We start from the raw sequence: 20,885 nt of genomic DNA on the forward strand, positions 1-20,885 counted from the left end.
TTTCCATGAATGAAGACTGTACTTCCTGTTTTGAAATGTTCACCTATCTGGACTACCTCAATCTCCATAAAAGGGATGATGTCGATATTTTTGTCCTTATTAGCAAGCCTAAATCCAGCACAGCTATTGTTGAAACCATGAAGTCCGAGTTTAATACCTACGGATATGCTTTCCCTTATTATTTTATAGATGATGGAGATTATGAACGAGAAGAGTTTAATGCAAACCCTCGTACCTATATCGTTAATCATAAGAAGGTTGCTTCGGATGCGTATTATAAAATCTCAGACGAAAATAAGACAGCCATTCTGGATTTGGTGACAGAGGAAGCAAAAAAGTCTATTGCCGAAGTGGATAAGTTTTATACCACAGAATGGCGGACTATTAAGCCGAAAGGAGTTGATGGTGATAAAACCTATTATTTAGTCCATGAAAAAAAATGGAGCATGGGAGCTAGAGAGAGAACCAACAGCATAGGTATGAATGTTAACAAAGGCGATGTTCTTTGGGTTGAATCTGAGGGAGGAATATATTTAGATGTAGGTGTTGGCTATGCCTTTTCTGATCCTCAAGGACTTTCAGATGAGGCTTATGCTGAGTTCAAACCTGTCAAGGATCACAATTATGGAACTTTGTTAGTTCTCATATTAGATTCCTTTACAAGAAAGCCTGTGCAAGCAATGGCTTGTATAGATAAGGGAATTAAGATAACTGTGGAACAAAGTGGTTATATTATGCTGCGCACTAATCAGAATGATTCTTTAAAGAACAGAGGAGGAGAGTTCAAAGGAATCATTAAGAGGTTTGTACTTAACAATAACTAGCTGATTTTATGGATTAATTGTTAGAACAATACAGTTTAAGGATTGTTTTAAAATTTTATTTTTTTATTCAAATTTTTTTACTTCATTTGTATTAGAAAGTTTTTATCATAGGAACTTTTTAGCTGAACAAAGTGAAAACTGTTTTTACGTTCGGGCTTTTGAAAATTAGGAAGTCAAATTCAAAAGCAGCTTATGGTGTAAGCATCCGAAATTTAAAGCTAACTTCCGTTGCACTACTTTACATAAACCAATTCTTATTTGGTTTTGTTCCTACAACTATAAATCAAATCCGTATTTGATAGAAATTCTTTTTTGAAATTTTTTATTTGATGAGCTTGTCGATTCAACAGGCTTCTTACACCTTATTTTTTAAAAATAGAATTTTATTATAATGAATACAAAATACATTGATTTAATCAATCAAACTTTTGATTTTCCACAGTCAGAGTTTGCTTTGGAAAACAACAAACTGTTTTTCCACGATATCGACTTAAATAAATTAGTTGAAGTTTATGGAGCACCATTAAAATTCACCTATTTACCACAAATATCTAATAACATAAATAGAGCGAAAAAGTGGTTTGAAAAGGCATTTTTAAAACATAATTATAAAGGATACTACAATTATTGTTATTGTACCAAAAGTTCCCATTTCAAACATATTTTGGATGAAGCTCTTAAAAATGATATTCATATAGAAACATCATCAACTTTTGACATAGATATTGTTGAAAACCTTAAGAAGACAGGTAAAATAAACAATGAAACCTATATCATTTGTAATGGCTTTAAAAGAGAGCAATATATAACCAATATTGCCAGATTAATTAATAACGGTCACCAAAACTGCATTCCCGTAATAGATAATTATGAAGAGATAAATCTCCTATCAAATGAGATAAATGGCAATTTTGATATTGGTATTAGGATAGCTTCAGAAGAAGAACCAAAATTCGAGTTTTACACTTCTCGTTTAGGCATTGGCTACAAGAACATTGTACCGTTTTATAACAGACAGATAAAAGACAATCCCCAAGTTAAGCTTAAAATGCTTCATTTCTTTATCAATACAGGGATTAGAGACAATGCCTATTATTGGAATGAGCTTTTAAAATGTTTAAAAGTATATACAAGTTTAAAAAAGGTTTGCCCTTCACTGGATAGTTTAAACATTGGCGGCGGATTCCCAATAAAAAGCTCATTGGCTTTTGATTTTGATTATGAATATATGGTCGATGAAATCGTAAATCAAATCAAGCAAGCTTGTGAAGAAGAAGGCGTGGATGTTCCAAATATATTCACTGAATTTGGAAGCTTTACTGTAGGTGAAAGTGGCGGAGCTATTTACGAAGTATTGTATCAAAAACAACAAAACGACAGAGAAAAGTGGAACATGATAAATTCTTCGTTCATTACCACACTTCCTGATACATGGGCTATAAATAAACGCTTTGTAATGCTGCCCATAAACAGATGGAATAGTTCTTATGAGCGTGTGTTATTAGGTGGTTTAACCTGTGATAGCGACGACTACTATAATAGTGAACAACATATCAATGCCATTTACTTACCAAAGTATGATAAAGACAAACCGCTATATGTTGGCTTTTTTAATACAGGGGCTTATCAGGAAACTATCGGAGGTTTTGGAGGTTTACAACATTGCTTAATACCTAACCCAAAACATATTTTAATAGATAAAGATGAGCAAGGAAATATCATTACCACACTTTTTAAAGAACAACAAAAAAGTGAAGATTTACTAGAAATCTTGGGTTACAAGAAAGAACCATTGGTAGAAGAAAATATTGAAATTTTAGAAACAGAAAACAATTTGCAATTAGCAGATAAATAAAATGAATACAAAAACATATGCTGGCATACCAGAGAAGTATGCAAAATTAGAACAAGCTAAGATTGTTTTAATTCCAGTTCCTTATGATGGAACAAGCACTTGGCAAAAAGGAGCAGATAAAGGCCCTGAAGCATTTTTAGAAGCTTCAGAGAACATGGAGCTTTATGATATAGAAACTAATTCTGAAGTCTATAAACAAGGGGTTTATTTAGCTGATGCTGTAACTGAAAGTACTTCACCTGAAGCGATGGTTGAGGCGGTTCATCAAGTTGTTAAAGGCTATATAAAGAAAAACAAGTTTGTAACTATTTTTGGTGGGGAACATTCTATATCCATAGGTACTATAAGGGCTTTTAATGAGGCGTTTAATAACCTAACAGTATTGCATATTGATGCACATGCAGATTTAAGACAATCTTACGAAGGCAGTTCCTGTAATCACGCTTGTGCGGTGTATGAAGGAAGTCAAGAAACCAATTTAATTCAGGTTGGAATTCGTTCAATGGATGTCAAAGAAAAATCTGTAATGGATTTTGATAAAACCTATTTCGCTCATGATATGGCTATTGATGATTCTTGGATAGAATCGGCAATAGACCAAATGACGGATAACGTGTTTATAACCTTTGATTTAGATGCTTTAGACCCATCAATATTACCTAGTACTGGTACACCAGAACCAGGTGGCTTATTGTGGTATGAAACTCTTGATTTTTTAAAGCAAGTATTTGAGGAAAAAAATGTTGTTGGTTTTGATATCGTAGAACTATGTCCCAATGAAAATGAAAAGTCATCAGACTTCCTAGCGGCTAAATTGTATTACAAGATGTTAAGTTATAAGTTTCAAAATGATGAAAATGAATATGAAGAAACTTATAAAGAAAAAGAGTTTAATCAACCTAATAAGGTTACAAAAAACTATGATGATGAATATGAATACTAAAGGAGCTATTACCAATTTTATAGAAGAGTACTTTTTGCATTTTAATGCTGCTTCGTTAGTGGATGCAGCCAAAGCATATGAACAGCAGTTAAACAATGGTTCTAAAATGCTGGTATCTTTAGCTGGAGCAATGAGTACTGCGGAATTGGGAAAAATCTTTGCAGAAATGATACGTCAAGATAAAGTACATATTATTTCCTGCACAGGCGCTAATCTTGAAGAGGATATCATGAATTTAGTGGCACATTCTCATTACAAAAGAATACCAGACTATCGTGATTTAACACCAGAAGACGAATGGGATTTACTTGAGAAAGGTCTAAACCGTGTTACGGACACGTGTATTCCAGAAGAAGAAGCTTTCAGACGATTACAAGTTCACATTTATGCACTATGGAAGGAAGCTAATGATAAAGGAGAACGTTACTTACCACATGAATTTATGTATAAGTTACTCCTATCTGGTGTATTAGAATCTTATTACGAAATAGATTTAAAAGACTCATGGATGTATGCCGCAGCAGAAAAGAACTTACCAATTGTTTGTCCAGGATGGGAAGACAGTACTATGGGCAATATATTTGCCAGTTATGTTTTAAAAGGAGAACTGAAGTCAAGCACTGTGAAATCTGGAATTGAATACATGACGTTTTTAGCAGATTGGTACACCAAAAATTCAAAAAAAGGTATAGGCTTTTTTCAAATTGGTGGTGGTATAGCGGGAGATTTCCCTATATGCGTAGTACCTATGCTATATCAGGATATGGAACGCAAAGACACGCCGTTTTGGAGTTATTTTTGTCAAATAAGTGACTCTACAACCAGTTATGGTTCATATTCTGGTGCTGTGCCTAATGAAAAGATAACTTGGGGAAAGCTAGATATAGATACTCCGAAATTCATTATAGAGAGTGACGCAACCATTGTTGCTCCATTAATTTTTGCCTACTTGTTAGACATGTAAACCCTAAAAAAATGATACGCAAAATTGTAGATTACCAAAAATTGAACGAAGATATTTTAACGCTTCTAATAAATAAATTTCCAGATGGTTATGACGATGATGATATAATCGTATATAAAAATTTAAAAAATGAAATTGTAGAAGCTGTTGAAGTAAAAACCGAAGATACTATTTATTTGGTGAAGGTAGGGAAACGTTTAATTCAAGCTATGGAAAATTTTGATTCAGATGATGACAATGATGGTATAGATGATGGTTTAGATACTAGTGCCATAGAAGAGGATTAGAATAGGTTATAATAATAATTAAATATCAATACTAGGAGAGAAAAAAATATTTCGTTTCACGTGTAAATCAATTAAGAATTGTTTTACTAAAAGTACAGACTTGTGGTGAGTAAAATCTGCAAAAAATTAATTGAAAACTATTTAAATACATTAAAAATGAAAAACAATAAAATATTAGTAGTAGCTTTAACTTTAGGATTATTCGTGTCACTAAACACTTTTGCTCAGCAAGGAAATCCAACACCAGAAAAGATGTTTAAAAGATTAGATACTAATAAAGATGGATATCTTACTATGAAAGAGTTGGAGGGAAAAGGAATTTCTAAACAATTTAAAAAAATAGACACAGACGAAGATGAGCAAATTAGCTTAGATGAGTTTAAAGCATTCAAAGCTAAACAGGCCGAAAAGGCTAAGAAAAAAAAGAATAAAGAATAGTTCAAAAAATTTAAATATAAGAGCTATCTAATAAGGATAGCTCTTATAGATTTAACAGCAGTCTACTAAACATGAAAATAATGAAGGTTAAAAATACCATTAGTAAATCTCGTCTTCTGGCCTTTAAAACAGATAAACTTTTGGTTCTAGAAAAAATTGGTGATAAAAAGAAATACTCGCTTGCAGGAGGTATAAAGAAAAAGAAGGAGAGCGATTTAGATTCTCTGATAAGAGAAACTTCCGAAGAGATTAATGTACATCTAAACAAAGAAGATTTAACCTATTTTATTACTAGAAAGAGGGTTAACAAGGATAAAGTTGAAGTAAGCAAACACTATTTTGTTACCTCACTTAAGCTAGACGAAATAAAAATTTTAGAAGACCACAAATTCAAATCGGCATCATGGGTATACTGGTATGATGCACTTGACTATTTGGACAAAGACGACCGCTTTGTTGTAGAGCTGTATTTTGGGCAGTTTAATAAAAAGGTAAATTAAATTTTAATACGATGAAATCACAATTTCATTTAGCACTTCCTTGTGAAAATATCAACGAAACAAAGAAGTTTTACTCAGAAATTTTAGGAATGCCTCTAGGAAGGCATACAGATAAATGGGTTGATGTAAATTTATACAATAATCAACTAACGTTTACTGAATCAGGTTCTTTTGACTTTAAATACAAAAACTACAAATTAGAGGATAATATTTTACCCTCGTTCCACTTTGGAGTTATTGTAAGTATAGAGGCTTGGGGAACATTATATAAAAAGCTTTTACAATCCAATCAGGAAGTAACAACCGAAGTAACCTTTATGGAGAACAAGGTTGGTGAACACCTTTCTTTTTTTATAACTGACCCCAATGGTTACATGATTGAATTCAAAAGTTTTAAAAGCAAAAAAGAGATTTTTGAAACCTAACAATGAAATCAACTAAAATAAATGCGATTGCCTTCAAGGTGTCCGAAAGCATACATATAAACTCTCTAAAAACCATTTTTAATCAACCTCCTATATATTCAGATAATGATGAGTTGTTTTATAATCTAGAGGACGAAAAATATTTTTATGTTTTTAAGTATGGTATTATCTGTTTTTTCAATTTTTCTTCAATAGAGATTGATGCATTAAAAAGAAAGATAACAACTGCTCTAAAAGGCACAACTATAAAAAACCCTGTTTCAGAAAGTATTGATGTTATATGTAACTCTAAAGAAACTAGTGTTGACTTTGATAGCATTAAATTACGAGACAAAAATCCAGAAAAAATTAGGCTCATCATGCTCAATTTATCCCAGTCTGTGGCTCTAGATTTTTACTATAACATTGCGGAACAGATATTGGAAGACACTAGAAGACATACCAATATTCTTGAGGAAAAAGGTAAACTAAATATAAGTGGTAAAAAATTAAAACGGTACATAGGCAAAGTCTTGAATATTAAAAATAAGATTTCTGAAAACCTCTATATTTTTGAATCACATGAAGTCGCAAATGATGATAAAGCGTTAGATTGGTTAAATCTGGAACTTAAGAAAAAATTCGATTTAATTGATAGACATCATATCATTCATCATCAAATAGATATTGTTAAAGAAAATCTCGATTTGTTCAAAGAAATCATGTTCCATAGAGAGAGTAGCAGATTAGAATTGATAATAATTATTTTAATTGTTATTGAGGTTATAGACTTATTTGTTTTGAAATTTATATAAGCATCATAATTTCAGTGATTTATAATACATTTGAGTATCAGATTTAGTATAGGGTTTAGAACACATTCCCCAAAAAAAGCTTAATTTTAATACTATAATGTTAAGTATTATGGAGAAGAATCCAAACACATTCTACATTAAATTAGCCCATCTTTTTTATGCAGTAGCAATGGCCGATAAAAAAATGGTGGTTGAAGAAAAACGCCAAATAGTTTCTTATGTAGAAAAGTATTGGTCGCATTCGTTTGATAAAGCTAAAGGCAAGGAAGTTATTTATGAAACCATGCGAGAATTGATTAAAAAACAAATGACCTCTGAAGAGGCATACGAGGTTTTTAAATCTTATTTTCTGAGTTTATCTGATGGCTTTTCAAACCACCTTTCCAAAAAAATAATGGAGGTTGCAGATGGTATTGCCACATCTTCTTTAAGAAAAAATAAGTCAGAACTAATATTGCTCACAAAGCTTAGACTACTATTATCCTAAACTTATATAAAATATAATTCACTATGAATGAATTGAAAAAAATATTGAACTATTCTGTTTCAGTAGGTGAAAGTGGTTCAATTTCAGTTAAGACCTTATTATTAGTAATTGTTGCTTTTTTTCTTACAACCTTAATACTTAGACTCGTTAAGAAAATTGTAACGAGAAAACTGCCGAAAGAGGATAAACCTAAATTCAGTACTGTTTTTTCATATTTAAAATACTTTTTGTTCTTAATTATTTTGTTGGTAATTCTTGGGAATAATGGTGTTAAACTTACAGGATTAATTACAAGTACTGCCGCCCTATTATTAGGGATTGGATTAGCGTTACAAACGTTTTTTCAAGACATAGTAGGCGGACTTTTAATTTTATTTGACCAGAGCTTACATGTTAACGATATTATTGAAATTGAAGGTAAAGTTGGAAGAGTTGTTAAAATAAGCTTGAGAACCACAAAGGCAGAAACTATTGAGAACAAAACCCTAATAATTCCAAATCATCTATACCTCTCAAATACTTTGTATAATTGGACACAGAATGGCATTATTACTAGAGAATCCATTAATATTGGAGTAGCTTATGGTAGTGACACACAATTAGTAAAAAAGGTTTTACTCGAAGCGGCATCTAATATACCAGCAATTTTATCAAACCCTGCTCCAACAGTTTATTTTGACAAGTTTGGTGATAGTTCTCTAGATTTTCGATTAATTATTAGCGTTAACGATAGTTTTCAAGCAGTTCAACCAAAGAGTGATTTGCACTTTGAAATAGATAGGTTATTTAAGCTAAATAACATTTCAATACCATTTCCACAAATGGATGTGCATTTTAAAAAATAATTATTCTCGATATATCTCAAACAACTATAATCAATTTTTCTAATGGAATGGTATACTTCATCTGAAGCCCTATTAGCACTACTCACCTTAACAATAATGGAAATTGTTTTAGGAATTGACAATATTGTATTCATATCTATTCAAACAGATAAATTACCCGAACATCAACAGAAGAAAGGCCGTCTTTTAGGTTTAGCGTTTGCCTTAGTAACAAGAATACTGCTACTGCTCTCCATAAACTGGGTATTAACACTCACTAAACCTTTATTTAATATATCAGATTGGTTTGGATTATCAGGTAATTGGGCTGAACGTTTATCTATTTCAGGTAGGGATTTGATTTTATTCTTAGGGGGCTTGTTCTTAATTTATAAAAGTATCGTAGAAATCTACAATATGTTAGAGGGAGAAAGTAAACTAAAAGTCGGTTCAAAGCTATCTTTCGTTCAAACCATTATTCAAATAGGGTTATTAGATATAGTTTTTGGTTTGGATTCTGTCATTACTGCTGTTGGTATGGCAACACATGTTGAAGTTATGATTATTGCAATAATAATTGCCATGATAGTTATGGTATTTTCAATTAACGGTATTAGTAACTTTGTAAATAAGCACCCTAGTGTAAAAGTTTTAGCACTTTCATTTCTGTTACTCATTGCCGTATCCCTTATTGCAGAAAGTATAGATGAACCCATAGCCAAAGGGTACATTTACTTTTCAATGGGTTTTTCAATGTTTGTTGTATCCTTAGTAATAAGACTAAAACCTCAAACCAATACTAATTAAAGTTTTAGTTTTGGAATTGAGGTTCTATTGATACTCTTTTTATTATTCTAATTTCTATAACTCTGGTAAGACCAAAAGTGGTATTTTACTGTGGAAACTAGATTTTTTAATAACATCTTCTTCAGTTAATTTATTGAAGAAATTGTATTTATGATTGATGAGCGTTAATAATTCACTCTTGCAATTTTCAACATGGTTTTGAATAGTTTCAGTTTCAGAACCTTCCCAATCAAGTTTATTAAAATCAAATTCAAAATCTTCCAAGAAACCTTGTAAGTCTGTTTTATTTTTTTTCTGAGTTTCACTTAAGAAATCTTCGGAGATTAATTGCACTACTTCAATTAACGCATTGTGCATTACAGCTATTTGTATTAAAGGCTTTAGTTCATCAGATCCAAAACCTCTTTTATAATTTGTAGAAAACACAATTTGATGTAGCCCATCAAATTTATAACCATTAGGTACAACAAGTATAGGACAACTATCTATATGATTAATCATTTTAAGAGTGTTACTACCTATAAAAATTTCTTTTAGCCCAGAAGCACCCTTAGTACCGGAAATAATCAACTCAATACCTTTATCATTTATCACCTTCTTCATGGCACTAGTTAAAGAATCAGCTATGGTTACAGCTTTGTAGTTGTGTTTCAAATCACTTGAGTCATTATATCTTTCGGCAAGATTTTTAAGGTCTTCAGAAATAGTATCATCCATTTTTCCCAACCAATCTTCATTGTAATCATCACTCATTAGTTTTGAAGGTGCACTAATGTAAACGCCTAATAGATAAAAATTAATAGGCGTGTTCTTAAAAAATGCTTCTGCATAGTTTAAGGCATTTATTGAATTTTCTGAAAAATCAATAGGTATTAAAACATTTTTCATTGCGATTAAAATTAAATATCATACTAACTAAGTTAGTGAAAAAAGTATTTTGTTTGATATAAATTATCACCTGAAAAAAAGAAAAATATTTTTTAAAAAAAGGTTTAAAAAAATACTTTGAATTGAAAAATAAACTATATTTACTATAGGCTTTGTTACTAGATTTTAAGTGACAAACAAAACATAATGAAACATGTTATTGGGTTCAGAGTTTTGAATTTATGGAAGTCAAATTCAAAATATTCTTATGGTTTAAGAAACTGGACTTTTAAGTTTACTTCCAGTCTTCACATAGTTTGTTCCTATATGGAATATCTATTGGTTTTATTTTTTTCTAATTTAATACGTCGCCCAAAATTATTGGTTGCAGTCAGGGTTTAGTATCATTTGTTTGGGTATTAGATACCTGACAAGTAATTACTGTTTCTCGCATTCTTAAAAACGAATGCCCTCTTTTATTATTCAATTATTAAAATTTTAAATTATGAAAGCACTATATCTAATTGTGTTATTCTTTGGCATAGTCTCAAATAATAACGCTGACCAAAACACTGAAACCGTAAAAGCAATTTTTGATTTTCACGATGATGGAACGTTTTATTTTATCGACTCAGCTGACGAAAATGAAACTTACACATTTTTAAAAGCAGATGAAAATGCCTTTAAAACGTATGATTTAACAGACTCAAAATATGAAGGTAAAGTATTTAATATTACCTATAGAGTTGAAACTGAAAAGGACGATTTTGATGAAGACTATGACGTTTGGATTATTATTAAATTAGACATGGTTAAGTAAGGTTAAGGGGTAGATTTTATCTACCCTTTGACTTTTAAAAATTAAAAAATGCAAACACCATTAGTTATGTTATTACTCTTTGCTACGTTAGTAAAAAGCCCAATAAATACAACCGTTGAAGCCTCTTTTGATTATATTGACGAAGATGGAACTTTATATTTCACAGAAAATAATGAAAAGCAGGAACCCTATGAGTTTGAAAGAATAGATGATAAGGTTCTTAAGGTTTTTAACTTGAGGGATAAAAAATTTGTTGGAAAAGTATTCAATGTAACCTACAGGATTGAAACTGAAAAAGACGAACTAGGTCAAGAATATTATGTCTGGGTAATTGTTCAACTAGAATTGGTTGAATAATTTAAAAAAGGATAGATTTTACTCTATCCTTTTGTTTTATATAGCTATAGCCATTTTTTTCGTTTAAAATAATAGAGCATTCCAACAAAAATAAAAATCATAAAGCCCCATAACATAAAGTAAGCATACTTATATTTTAACTCTGGGATATTTTCAAAATTCATTCCATAAATTCCAGCTATAAATGTCAAGGGAATGAAAATGGTTGCAATAATGGTGAGCACTTTCATTATTTCGTTCATTTTATTGCTCAATGTAGTTTGGTGTATATCCATTAATCCCCAAATCATTTCACGATAGATATCTACATTTTCAGATACTTGTATGACATGGTCATGCAAATCGGACAGGTAAAGATTTGTCTTTTCCTTTACAAGACTACCGTCCATTTTATTCAAACTACTCACAACTTCTCGCAAAGGGTATACTGCTTTTCTAATTCTAAGAATTTCTCGTTTTAAGTTTTGTATTTCAAAGACTAAATCATCATTCTTTTTAGAGGCATTGAATATATCATCCTCTAAGGTTTCAATTTTGGAACTTAAATCATCCGTCATAATGAAGTAGTTATCCACTATAATATCTATTAACGCATATAAGAGATAATCCGCTCCCATTTTTCTAACTAAACCTCTGGAAGTCCTTAACCTTTCCCTTATAGGGTTAAACACATCACCTTCGGCCTCTTGAAAAGTAAGCATATAATTCTTGCCTAAAACAAAACTTACATGTTCAATAACAAGTTTATTGTTTTTATCAAAATGGAGCATTTTCAAAACACATAAAGCATAATTGTCATACTCATCTATTTTTGGTCTTTGCAACGTATTAACAATATCTTCAATTAGTAGTGGGTGAAATTCAAATTGAGCTCCTAACCCCTTAATGGCTTCAATATTGCTAAGTCCATTTATGTTTATCCATGTAGTGCAATCATCGTTTAGGAGATTTGAAATTTCTTTTATGTTATTAGCTTTAGTTTCCGAAAATGAATCGATGCTATAATTGAATATCTCCAATTCTAGAGTTCCATTTTCTTTTGTTCCCTGATAAACAGGTGTGCCAGGAATCAAACCTATATTTTTTCTTTTAGACTTTTTCATGCTATACTAAGATAAAAGCTCCATTCCTTTATTTATTATTATAGAGTTTGGAATTGCAACTGTTTTATCATCTTCAGTTTTTAAAAGAGTATAAAATCCTGTAATATCCAATACCTTGCCAGTAACATTTATTTCGCTGTCCAAAATCTTTATTTTACTACCAATTCTTAGTGGGTGAAAAAAGAAAAGAATAACACTTGCCGATAGGTTAGAAAGAATTGACCATTGGGCAAAAAAACCAATGCCTATTACTGCTAGAACCGAAGAGGCAAAAACAACAAATTGTTTGGTATCAATCCCAAATAGCAAAAGAATAATGAGCAAAGCTAAAAAGTAATAAAACAAATACGCCAACCAAATAATAATTTTTCTTCTATTCGGCTCTATAGATTTTATTAATGAAAACTTAATAATTGCTTTCTTGGTAAAAATTGCAATCACAAATACAGTTATTAGTAATATTGCTAAATAAACTGCCTTAAATTTCAGCTCCATGGTTTAGTAATTAACTATAACCAATTTACGAAATAGTTGCTTTGCTCTAACATTTAAGATTGAGTTTTAAGAATAAAGTGACTTTGGTAACAGTAAGCCTTGACTAGTATCGAAAAAAAGTTTCCAAGGGGTAAATTAATAATCATTTCCCATAAGATACATTATGCAATTTACAGATTGAAATACCCTTATCCGCCATCATAGTGAATTTCCTCATCGATTGGAATATCATGAAAACCGCAAATTTCATCAAGTCTTTTGAGGCTTTCCGTGTATGATATGGCTTTAAAATAATCTGGATGACTCTTGCGTATATTCTCATTGCATTTTCTGGATTTTTCTATCTCTCCTCCAATGTCATATAAAAATTTTCTCCACCAACCGTAATAAAAATATCGATAGGATTTAAAAAGCTGTTTGTTATCATGATAATTACTCAACATTAGGTAAAACTCCAGTATTTCAAAAACCGAATTTATATCCTTGTTGAGTTTCTTGTTTTTTGTTTCTTCTCTTTCTCCGTACTTGTAATCAATAAGTTTCTTTTTATATCCAGGTTCATTTTCCCATTTTTGTTTAACCTCCCATGCTCTATAACGCAGTGCTTCATTTTTTTCACTGCGGAAAAGACTGAATAATTCCTGTGTACCGCTGTTTAACTCCCGTAAGATACTTTTTCTTGTATATACTATTGTTAGAATGATAGATAAAAAACCAACTATTGAAATAGCTGGAGTCAAAATATTCAAAAATTCAGCTACCTTTTCATCTGTAGTCTTTTCTGGTTGAAAAATATGGTAATCGAATAAAAAGTAAAGCAATAGGTGCGTTAAAACTATTGTCAACAATCCGATTGATGAGATCAATAGAAATGGTACGAATAACGTTTTTAGATAATCTTTAAATTCTTTCACAGATGTTTCTGCTTTATAGTTTTATCAAATCTTTATTGTTTGGAAAGTCTTCCAACATACATCTTTTCAGAGACTCAAAGGTGATTGCTCCACCACCATTTAATTTGAGTAGTCGTGTAGCCTCTATCCACTGCCCCTTTCCTGTTGTACCATTAGGGATTAATGATAAGTCACCATCAGCTCTTAACCAAATTCCTTTATCCTCTATACCTCTTGGATAAAGCTTACAAAGAATTTCAAACCACTTGTCTTTCTCTTTTTGTTCTTCTGTTTGTTGTGGGCTATTCAATTCTAGTTGGCTAATCATACCAAATAGAAAGGCAGATACGTTTTTAGAGGCATAAGGTTGTGACCCGATGCCATCCATCTCTCCTTTGTCGTTAACCAAATCTGAAATGCCACGAAGTAGTAAACTTTTTACAGATGGTCGTGTTTGACAAACTCTTAAAAAACCAAGACCTTCCATTTCTATTGCTAATGCATGGCTAGCATTTTGGAGTATATGCTTGTGTAGGTCTGATTGATATGATGCATCTACTTTCTCACCTGAAGCTATTGTGCCAGTGAAAGTCTTTATTTCTGGAGCAAATTTAGTTTCTGTTAATTCTTTTTTCTTTTCAATCCAGCTATTAGAGTTTGCGTAACTGGCTGCAAATCTTTCTAGTCCGTAAGATGATGCACCAAATTGCGGTCTAGGTTTGAAATTGGAATCTTCCGCCTTACCTCTTTCATACCCAATAACATCTGTTCCAATAACAATATCTCCTACAGATACATCTTTTAAACCTCCAGCAACTCCTACATAAAACACATATTCAGGTTTATAATATTCTAAAACTCTTTCTGTTTCTAAGGCAGCATTCACATTGGTTTGATCTGTCCTTGCTACAATAATATCTAGATCCATATTATTCTTAGAAAACGTGCCTTTAACGTAATCTGTTCCTGTTTCCGGATGATTTTCTATGGTTTGATTTTTGAGATGCAATAAAACAGCTTCACGTTCTACTTCAAGTGCAGTGAGTATTACTATTGGGTATTTCATAAGGTTTGTCTTAATTTCTTTAATATTTCATCATGTGGAAATTCTTCTAGCATCTTGTCTATTAGCACTGATGCTTGTGGGGTTCCTCCATTTCTTATTATTGTAATAGCGTGATTCCACACTTCTTTACCAGTCGTTTTTTGGGGTAAGTCACTATCATGTCCACCAGCATTACTCCATATTCCATTTTGATCAGCACCTTTAGGATACAATTTTATTGCTTGATTTGTGAAAATCTCCCACCATTCATCGTTGCTTATGCTATTGGTTAATATTCCAGATAGAGTTAATCCTAACCGTTGGAATGAGCTTAGCAATTCAGCACACTGTTGAAGTGTAAGTTTTAAATCATGCCTCCATGCGATATTATTATATATATAAGAAGCTATTGGTTTCCAGTGATGTAGTTTAACAATTTCTCCTAACGTGATAGCCTCTAACTGGTTGAACCTATTATTGTCAATAAATGAAGTGACAGGTTTCTTATCAACATGCGGCAACATTCTAAGGGTTTTCAATGAAACCTCAATTGAGGAAGCTCGTAAAAACTGTAAAATTATTTGGTCTTTTTGGATCTCTTCCTTAAGAGGAGGTTCTAATTCGTCAAAAGAGATTTTTCCGTTAGATAATAAGGCAAGGCAAGATAGAGCTGTTCTAGTTAGGAAGTTTGATTTAGTTTGTCCTCTTAAGATAGACCAAATTTCATTTCTTCTAGGGTAACCAGTCAGATCATTGTTGGTTGATGTGCTTATTTTTAGTAAGAGGTCATTATCGAAAACTTCTTCCTCAATGACTATATTTAGTATTTTGTGTAATGTTTTAGTTGGATTAGAAAAACCGTCCCAAATCTCATTTCCTTGATCGATACATTCACTCCATAACTGAAGCCATCTTGAATCATCTAGGACTATATTTGTTGCCAGTATTTTAGGTTTCTTACTACAGATTTCCGCCGATATTGTAAGTAATCGATCATCTTCAAAATTGATAGATTCGATTACAAATTTTTCAGCAGTAGAGTTAGAAGCCATTGCTCTAAGAGCATCAAAATCAATAGGGTTATTATCGATATTTAATTGTTTTGATAGAGCTTCATTAATGGAATGATTTTTTACGACTAATACACCATGCAGAACAATCCATTTACTATTATATGCAAATTCTAGAACCTTTTTCTCGGTCGTTTTTTTTAGTTTGGGAAGAGATGTGACAAGGTCTTTTTCCGCATTAGAGGGTAGAAGTAAACCTAGTTCATCCATCATGTCTGGCTCATTTATAACCCAATCCCAAAACGGTTTAGCAAACGCTTTTTTCCAAGATTTTAAACTTGAGGAAATTTGTTTTTTTATTGGAATGCTCCACCAAGTATGTTTTGTTTCCTTGAAAGCTTTATTTATTAGTAAAGGGGTATCTTTATTGTTGTTCTCATCAAAAAGGATTTTCTCTAAACATGTATTTAAAGAGTCTGAGATCTTTTTTTCAGCATTTTTAAACCCTGACCAATTTGGGTTTGTAAGCATGCTAATTTCTGCAATACTAGCATCATCGATTTTGCCTATAACTGCATTCAGAAGTTTGTTTTTAAACGGTAAAGATGATTGAGTATTACGAGTGTATTTAGAGACCAAATCTGCAAAGATGATTAGTTGCTTTAAGCTACTAGTGGTATCTATGCCCTCATATGTTCCTATCAACTTCTCAAACTGTAGTATATCGTCAATATCTTTTGGAGTAATTGAAAAATCTGTGAGCAATCGTAATAAGCTTTGGCATTTATCTTGATTACCAGCAAGATAATAGGCAGTTTGTTTTTTTAAATTACCAGAGCTATTGAGGTCAACAATCTTAAATTCTGTATTCGTCCAATTTGATTTGATAGAATCTGGAGTGTAGACAAGGTTAAGAAGGTTTCTGTCTATCTTATTAGGGTCAAAAACAACTCCAATTTTAAGACTTTTTTTAACGTCTATGGGTATAGTATTCCAAATTTGACTTACCCAATTCATATAGTTATCTTCACCAATCCAAACTACAGTATTTTGGTTTTCATGATGATTTACTAAACCGTTTATCGCAAAAGATATGCGTTTATCTTCAGCAATAGTAAGTTTATCTTTTGGTTTGTTTTTGTAGTGTATTACTTGAGGTTTGAAAGATTTATCAATGGAATCAACATGAAAAGCCAAAAGCTTAGTTATGTCCTTAATCTCTAATAGATCTTTTTCTTCCAAGATAATGGCATGAGAAAAAACACGCCCCTTTCTAATGCCCTCATTAGTGTCAGGGAAAGTTTTTATTAGCATGAAATAGTTCTCTTTCCAGAACCCTCTAATTACTGGACTTTCCAAAACACCATCAGGTGGGCGATCAATTAAATCACTAGAACTAGCGAGACGAAGCGGTATGGTAGAGTCAGTATAAGATGAACTTAATAATGAAAACGACCCTTTATCATCCCCACATATTATCTGGTGCATCTCAATCATAGATTCAATACTATTTCAATTAACCGAGTAATATCGGTTTCTTTCGGATTATCATCAAGAACTATATAGCCGAATGATTCTGGCATTTCTTCTAAGTACCTATTCTTTGCTTCTGGATTGTCTAAAGGAAATTCCTGAGCCGATAAGCCAATTATTTTATAGCTTTCTTTATCCCATATTGATTCCACAAAATGATCGAATAGCGGCATTTTTGATCTAAGTATCTCATGAGGAGAAGAAGTAGTCTTTAATTCATCCCAGCACGTCATCACAATCAGTAATTTAGGTGTATCAATTCGTGATTTAACACCTGTGTTTCTTGCATATAATAAAGCTTGGAGTAATTCTATGAAGTGGTATTGATCAGATAATTTTTGACTAGGGTTACTTTCCTCATCTTTTAACCGATTAATACTAGGTGCACCACCAGCCTGACTTAAATCATAAATCGGATATATTTCCCCAGGTCTAATGAATAATACCCATCTATCGTTGGTCTTGGCTCGATTTTCCCAATTTTTATCGAACTCCATTAACTGAGTTATTCTACTAACCTGTTCGCCTCCATAATCCTTGAACTCTAAATCAAACTCCTTATCATCAAGAATCACAGGGATTACCACGTTCAGGTTTTCTTCAGCTGGAGTAGCAGAAGTTTCTTCTCCAGATGCTAATCTTTCATATGCTTTTTCAATACCTGTAATATTATCAGGCATTTCACGTAATTTGACCTTACCTGATTTTTCAAGGAACCTAGCCCACAATTGCGCTTGAAAAGTAGTTTTACCTGACTTTGGTGGCCCTATGATTAAAGTAGAATTATTTGCTTCCATAGCTACCTTTATATCTAAAGAAATAGTCTGAGGTGTTTCCAATATCAGGAGTTAGATTAGACTTTTTCGGTGTGTTTAACTTATCTAGTAAAAATTCTGTTACGTTTAAATTGTTTTCATGACAGAGTTTATCAGGGTCGTCTTTTGAATAATTACTAATCTCTATAACGTCTGCTTCAGGGAAGTAGTTGTCTAATGATCTTTCAACAGCTAGCTTAATATTTTCTCGAATATCATTAATGAGATCTGCTTTAGACCATACTATTGTTATTGGTCTTCCTCCTAAATCTTTAGCTACTTGTGCTGCTAATTGTACTATTCTTTGTTTTTCTCTACCCATATTTTTAATCAGAGCTTCGCAATCCACAAAAAATATAAAAGAGGAGGAATTTTTATATACCCATCTTGCATTTTCTACATTGATGTCATCAACGTTTTTTGACCATTGGGTGAAAACTTCACCAGACGTGTCCGCAAAAATCAAATCATAAAAATCATGCCCGTTTCTTAATGCTAAGTGTAACAAACAATAAAAATCTGGATTACTTGGAGTTGGTTCAGGAAAGTCTACTTTCCCATTTGGATCAAGCCTCAGATACATAGCAAGCTTTTCCCACCCTGCAAGTGTATAGCTTCCAACAAAACTCCAATTTTTAAACCTTTTGCCATTGTATAATAGAGTGTAGAGCATTCCTAGATATGAAGTTTTTCCAGCATTAGCAGCTCCAATTATACCAATAATAGAGGGCTTCCCTCTATGAGACACTATGCCAATATCAGTGGGCTGAAGCTCAACACCAGTCCAAGATAGTTCCTTAGATTTTGAGCTTCTTTGCTTCGTACTACCTATGGCTGATTTGGTATTTTTTTGTTTCCAATTAGAGCAGTTTTCATATTCTGGGGATGCGTGAGTAGCACAAAGACCTTTAGGGGCAGTGCAATCTGGGTTTGAGCATTTTTTTAACATAAGGCATTATTTCTCGTTAGCAATTTTAATTGCTTGTAAATCATGTAAAAGCCAGACAGAGAGATCGCCTAAAGTTACCTTGTTATCTTTACTTAATCCTGTTTCGGAATAGACATCATATGAATCATTTGAAAGATTATTTGCTAAGGCAACAAAAAGTAGTTTTCGTTCATCAATATCACTTTTTTTAGTGGTCAATAACTCCGCACAATCATTTGATATTTTTTTAGACCCTTCAACAAATTTGCTTAAATCAACTTCCTTATCGACTTCATCAGGATATAAGCCCTTTAGGGTTTCTTTTAAGAAATAATCAAGGCTAAGAGGGTATATAGGGCTTACCATTTCAGCTAAATCTATTGCCATAGTAACAGCTGATGTAATGGGGTCTATTTCTCTATATGATACTTTAAGGCTATTTGAAAAAAGGGATTCTTTCCACCAGAGCAGTTTGCTTCTCAAGTTGGAGGCATCTATTCCAGAAGAAATTTCATTGCCAATGCTTTCAATATATGGGACTAGTGATTCCATATTTTTGTTCACAAAACCAGAACTATCTTTGATAGCTTGATTTTGAGTGCTTAAGGCTTTGTTAATGGCGAGTGTAAGAGCCTCTCCAGCTATTTTGCCAAAATCATGAGTCCAGTTTTGATTACTGTTAGCCCAGTACCGATTGGCATTCTCGTATTTTATTGCAGATTCATTTTCATCAAGAGTAGAATGTCCTGCAGCAGCTTTGAGTCTCTCCGTTATATATTTTTTACTAATCGTGGTCGTTTTTATTTCTATTTCAGGTACTGAAAACTCAGGTAATTTCACATCAATATTACTACTCCAAGCTTTTTGCGCAGATATTTCTAGGTTGTTCCCAAAATCTAATAGAAATTCTGATAAGACGTTATTTTCTTGGTTCGATAATTTGTAGAATTTTATGGCATTGCGAGCTGAAAGCCATATTATGGCAGCAGAGTTTTCATCTTTTTTTGCAATTTGGCTTAATGCTTGAAGAATAACTGCACGTATATAAGTTATGCTTTTATCATTTGTGGCAGTAACGCTGTTCTTAAAAGCAGACCATTTCCCTATAATAATTTTCTCAACCTCAATTACAATGGGGTCTTCTTCCGAAATTAAAGGGTCAATTGCTACTAAGGTAAATGGGATGATTCTTTGTTTTTTCTTTTCAAGCCTTTTAACAACTTCTGTAATCGCTTTTTTTAGACTAGCAATATTACCTGAATCTGACGTTTTGATGAATTGATTGTTTAGGTAAGTCTGTAATATGGTTTCGGACATAATCTACGTTTAATTCCTACAAATATCAGTAATTAAATCTTTTTTTGAAAGAAGCCTCGTAACTAAGTTATCAACTTTTGCCTTCTGGTCAACTAAATGTGACGGCATTTCCCATAATTTATGTTATGATCCCGTTATTCGCACTTTTTGATAAGGTCGGACAATTTCAGGTCTAGGCTATCCGCTAGTTTCTTGCAGAGAGATAACGTGGGGTTTTGTTTGCCTCTTTCAATCAAGCTAATGGTGGTGCGATGTATACCCGCCTTCCCTGCCAGTTTTTCGTAAGACAATCCCTGTCGCTTACGCTCATCTGCCATCAGCTTTACAATATCAGCTACAAAAGATTCTTCCTTAGTCATGTATTATTACATAACGCCATTGACACAATCTCGTAATGAGAATATATTCTCTTAACGGAGCAATAAGAAAAAGGAAGTGTCTGATAACTGAATCAACCTGTCTTATAGGTGTAAAATAAGTAAATACATCAATAGGTTGCGATCTGCACGAAATTTGCACATTTCTTTGATTGACCCAATATTATGGTAAGGCTA

General features: G+C 32.4%; 24 protein-coding genes. 14 read left to right on the forward strand and 10 right to left on the reverse strand.

The window, feature by feature from the left end:
* The first annotated feature begins 137 nt into the window (after positions 1–137).
* From FUA24_RS16570 to FUA24_RS16625, 12 genes are all read left to right on the forward strand, one after another.
* Complete coding sequence (locus FUA24_RS16570; RefSeq protein WP_148544159.1) at positions 138–824, forward strand: hypothetical protein; 687 nt, start codon at positions 138–140, stop codon at positions 822–824.
* 391 nt (positions 825–1,215) lie between these two features.
* Positions 1,216–2,679, forward strand: a complete 1,464-nt coding sequence (locus tag FUA24_RS16575) for an arginine decarboxylase (RefSeq protein WP_148544160.1) — start codon at positions 1,216–1,218, stop codon at positions 2,677–2,679.
* A 1-nt stretch (position 2,680) separates the two neighbouring features.
* Entirely contained in the window at positions 2,681–3,622 is a 942-nt protein-coding gene (speB, locus tag FUA24_RS16580) for an agmatinase (RefSeq protein WP_148544161.1), read from the forward strand.
* Entirely contained in the window at positions 3,612–4,586 is a 975-nt protein-coding gene (locus FUA24_RS16585; protein ID WP_148544309.1) for a deoxyhypusine synthase family protein, read from the forward strand. Before speB ends, FUA24_RS16585 begins: the two co-directional genes overlap by 11 nt.
* A gap of 11 nt (positions 4,587–4,597) precedes the next feature.
* The gene (locus FUA24_RS16590; RefSeq protein WP_148544162.1) at positions 4,598–4,873 is read left to right on the forward strand and encodes a hypothetical protein; all 276 of its coding nucleotides are present in this window, start codon (positions 4,598–4,600) and stop codon (positions 4,871–4,873) included.
* A gap of 156 nt (positions 4,874–5,029) precedes the next feature.
* A complete protein-coding gene (locus tag FUA24_RS16595) occupies positions 5,030–5,311 on the forward strand; it encodes an EF-hand domain-containing protein (RefSeq protein ID WP_148544163.1) in 282 nt (93 codons plus the stop codon).
* A gap of 80 nt (positions 5,312–5,391) precedes the next feature.
* Positions 5,392–5,811: an NUDIX domain-containing protein gene (locus tag FUA24_RS16600; RefSeq protein ID WP_148544164.1), complete on the forward strand. Its 420-nt coding sequence runs from the start codon at positions 5,392–5,394 to the stop codon at positions 5,809–5,811.
* An 11-nt stretch (positions 5,812–5,822) separates the two neighbouring features.
* Positions 5,823–6,236 (forward strand): VOC family protein, encoded by a 414-nt coding sequence (locus FUA24_RS16605; protein WP_148544165.1) that lies wholly within the window; start codon positions 5,823–5,825, stop codon positions 6,234–6,236.
* A 2-nt stretch (positions 6,237–6,238) separates the two neighbouring features.
* Positions 6,239–7,030 (forward strand): RMD1 family protein, encoded by a 792-nt coding sequence (locus FUA24_RS16610; RefSeq protein ID WP_148544166.1) that lies wholly within the window; start codon positions 6,239–6,241, stop codon positions 7,028–7,030.
* 109 nt (positions 7,031–7,139) lie between these two features.
* On the forward strand, positions 7,140–7,517 hold the full coding sequence (locus FUA24_RS16615; protein WP_148544167.1) for a hypothetical protein: 378 nt from the start codon (positions 7,140–7,142) through the stop codon (positions 7,515–7,517).
* A 23-nt stretch (positions 7,518–7,540) separates the two neighbouring features.
* On the forward strand, positions 7,541–8,362 hold the full coding sequence (locus FUA24_RS16620) for a mechanosensitive ion channel family protein (RefSeq protein ID WP_148544168.1): 822 nt from the start codon (positions 7,541–7,543) through the stop codon (positions 8,360–8,362).
* Positions 8,363–8,404: 42 nt separating this feature from the next.
* Positions 8,405–9,148 carry a TerC family protein gene (locus FUA24_RS16625; protein ID WP_148544169.1) on the forward strand — a complete coding sequence of 248 codons (744 nt, stop codon included), beginning with the start codon at positions 8,405–8,407 and terminating at the stop codon, positions 9,146–9,148.
* 54 nt (positions 9,149–9,202) lie between these two features.
* Here the strand turns inward: FUA24_RS16625 and FUA24_RS16630 are convergent, their stop codons facing one another.
* Positions 9,203–10,036: a universal stress protein gene (locus FUA24_RS16630; RefSeq protein ID WP_148544170.1), complete on the reverse strand. Its 834-nt coding sequence runs from the start codon at positions 10,034–10,036 to the stop codon at positions 9,203–9,205.
* A gap of 484 nt (positions 10,037–10,520) precedes the next feature.
* Between FUA24_RS16630 and FUA24_RS16635 the strand changes: the two genes are divergently transcribed.
* Positions 10,521–10,835 (forward strand): hypothetical protein, encoded by a 315-nt coding sequence (locus tag FUA24_RS16635; protein ID WP_148544171.1) that lies wholly within the window; start codon positions 10,521–10,523, stop codon positions 10,833–10,835.
* A 48-nt stretch (positions 10,836–10,883) separates the two neighbouring features.
* Positions 10,884–11,192 carry a hypothetical protein gene (locus FUA24_RS16640; RefSeq protein WP_148544172.1) on the forward strand — a complete coding sequence of 103 codons (309 nt, stop codon included), beginning with the start codon at positions 10,884–10,886 and terminating at the stop codon, positions 11,190–11,192.
* Between the two features lie 44 nt (positions 11,193–11,236).
* Here the strand turns inward: FUA24_RS16640 and corA are convergent, their stop codons facing one another.
* From corA to FUA24_RS16685, 9 genes are all read right to left on the reverse strand, one after another.
* Positions 11,237–12,295, reverse strand: coding sequence for a magnesium/cobalt transporter CorA (gene corA / locus FUA24_RS16645; RefSeq protein ID WP_148544173.1), 1,059 nt, complete (start codon positions 12,293–12,295; stop codon positions 11,237–11,239).
* Between the two features lie 6 nt (positions 12,296–12,301).
* The gene (locus FUA24_RS16650) at positions 12,302–12,790 is read right to left on the reverse strand and encodes a mechanosensitive ion channel domain-containing protein (RefSeq protein WP_148544174.1); all 489 of its coding nucleotides are present in this window, start codon (positions 12,788–12,790) and stop codon (positions 12,302–12,304) included.
* A 188-nt stretch (positions 12,791–12,978) separates the two neighbouring features.
* Positions 12,979–13,704 carry a hypothetical protein gene (locus tag FUA24_RS16655; protein WP_148544175.1) on the reverse strand — a complete coding sequence of 242 codons (726 nt, stop codon included), beginning with the start codon at positions 13,702–13,704 and terminating at the stop codon, positions 12,979–12,981.
* 13 nt (positions 13,705–13,717) lie between these two features.
* A complete protein-coding gene (locus FUA24_RS16660) occupies positions 13,718–14,749 on the reverse strand; it encodes a 5'-methylthioadenosine/S-adenosylhomocysteine nucleosidase family protein (RefSeq protein ID WP_148544176.1) in 1,032 nt (343 codons plus the stop codon).
* A complete protein-coding gene (locus tag FUA24_RS16665; RefSeq protein ID WP_187388307.1) occupies positions 14,746–17,226 on the reverse strand; it encodes a GAP1-N1 domain-containing protein in 2,481 nt (826 codons plus the stop codon). The genes FUA24_RS16660 and FUA24_RS16665 overlap by 4 nt, the downstream gene beginning before the upstream one ends.
* Before the next feature lie 5 nt (positions 17,227–17,231).
* Entirely contained in the window at positions 17,232–18,068 is an 837-nt protein-coding gene (locus FUA24_RS16670; protein ID WP_222861367.1) for a TRAFAC clade GTPase domain-containing protein, read from the reverse strand.
* Complete coding sequence (locus FUA24_RS16675) at positions 18,055–19,035, reverse strand: TRAFAC clade GTPase domain-containing protein (protein WP_148544179.1); 981 nt, start codon at positions 19,033–19,035, stop codon at positions 18,055–18,057. The genes FUA24_RS16670 and FUA24_RS16675 overlap by 14 nt, the downstream gene beginning before the upstream one ends.
* Positions 19,036–19,041: 6 nt before the next feature.
* Positions 19,042–20,331: a GTPase-associated system all-helical protein GASH gene (locus tag FUA24_RS16680; protein WP_148544180.1), complete on the reverse strand. Its 1,290-nt coding sequence runs from the start codon at positions 20,329–20,331 to the stop codon at positions 19,042–19,044.
* Between the two features lie 134 nt (positions 20,332–20,465).
* Positions 20,466–20,690, reverse strand: a complete 225-nt coding sequence (locus FUA24_RS16685; RefSeq protein WP_246147068.1) for a helix-turn-helix transcriptional regulator — start codon at positions 20,688–20,690, stop codon at positions 20,466–20,468.
* Positions 20,691–20,885: the final 195 nt, after the last annotated feature.

The sequence above is a fragment of the Seonamhaeicola marinus genome, assembly GCF_008085455.1.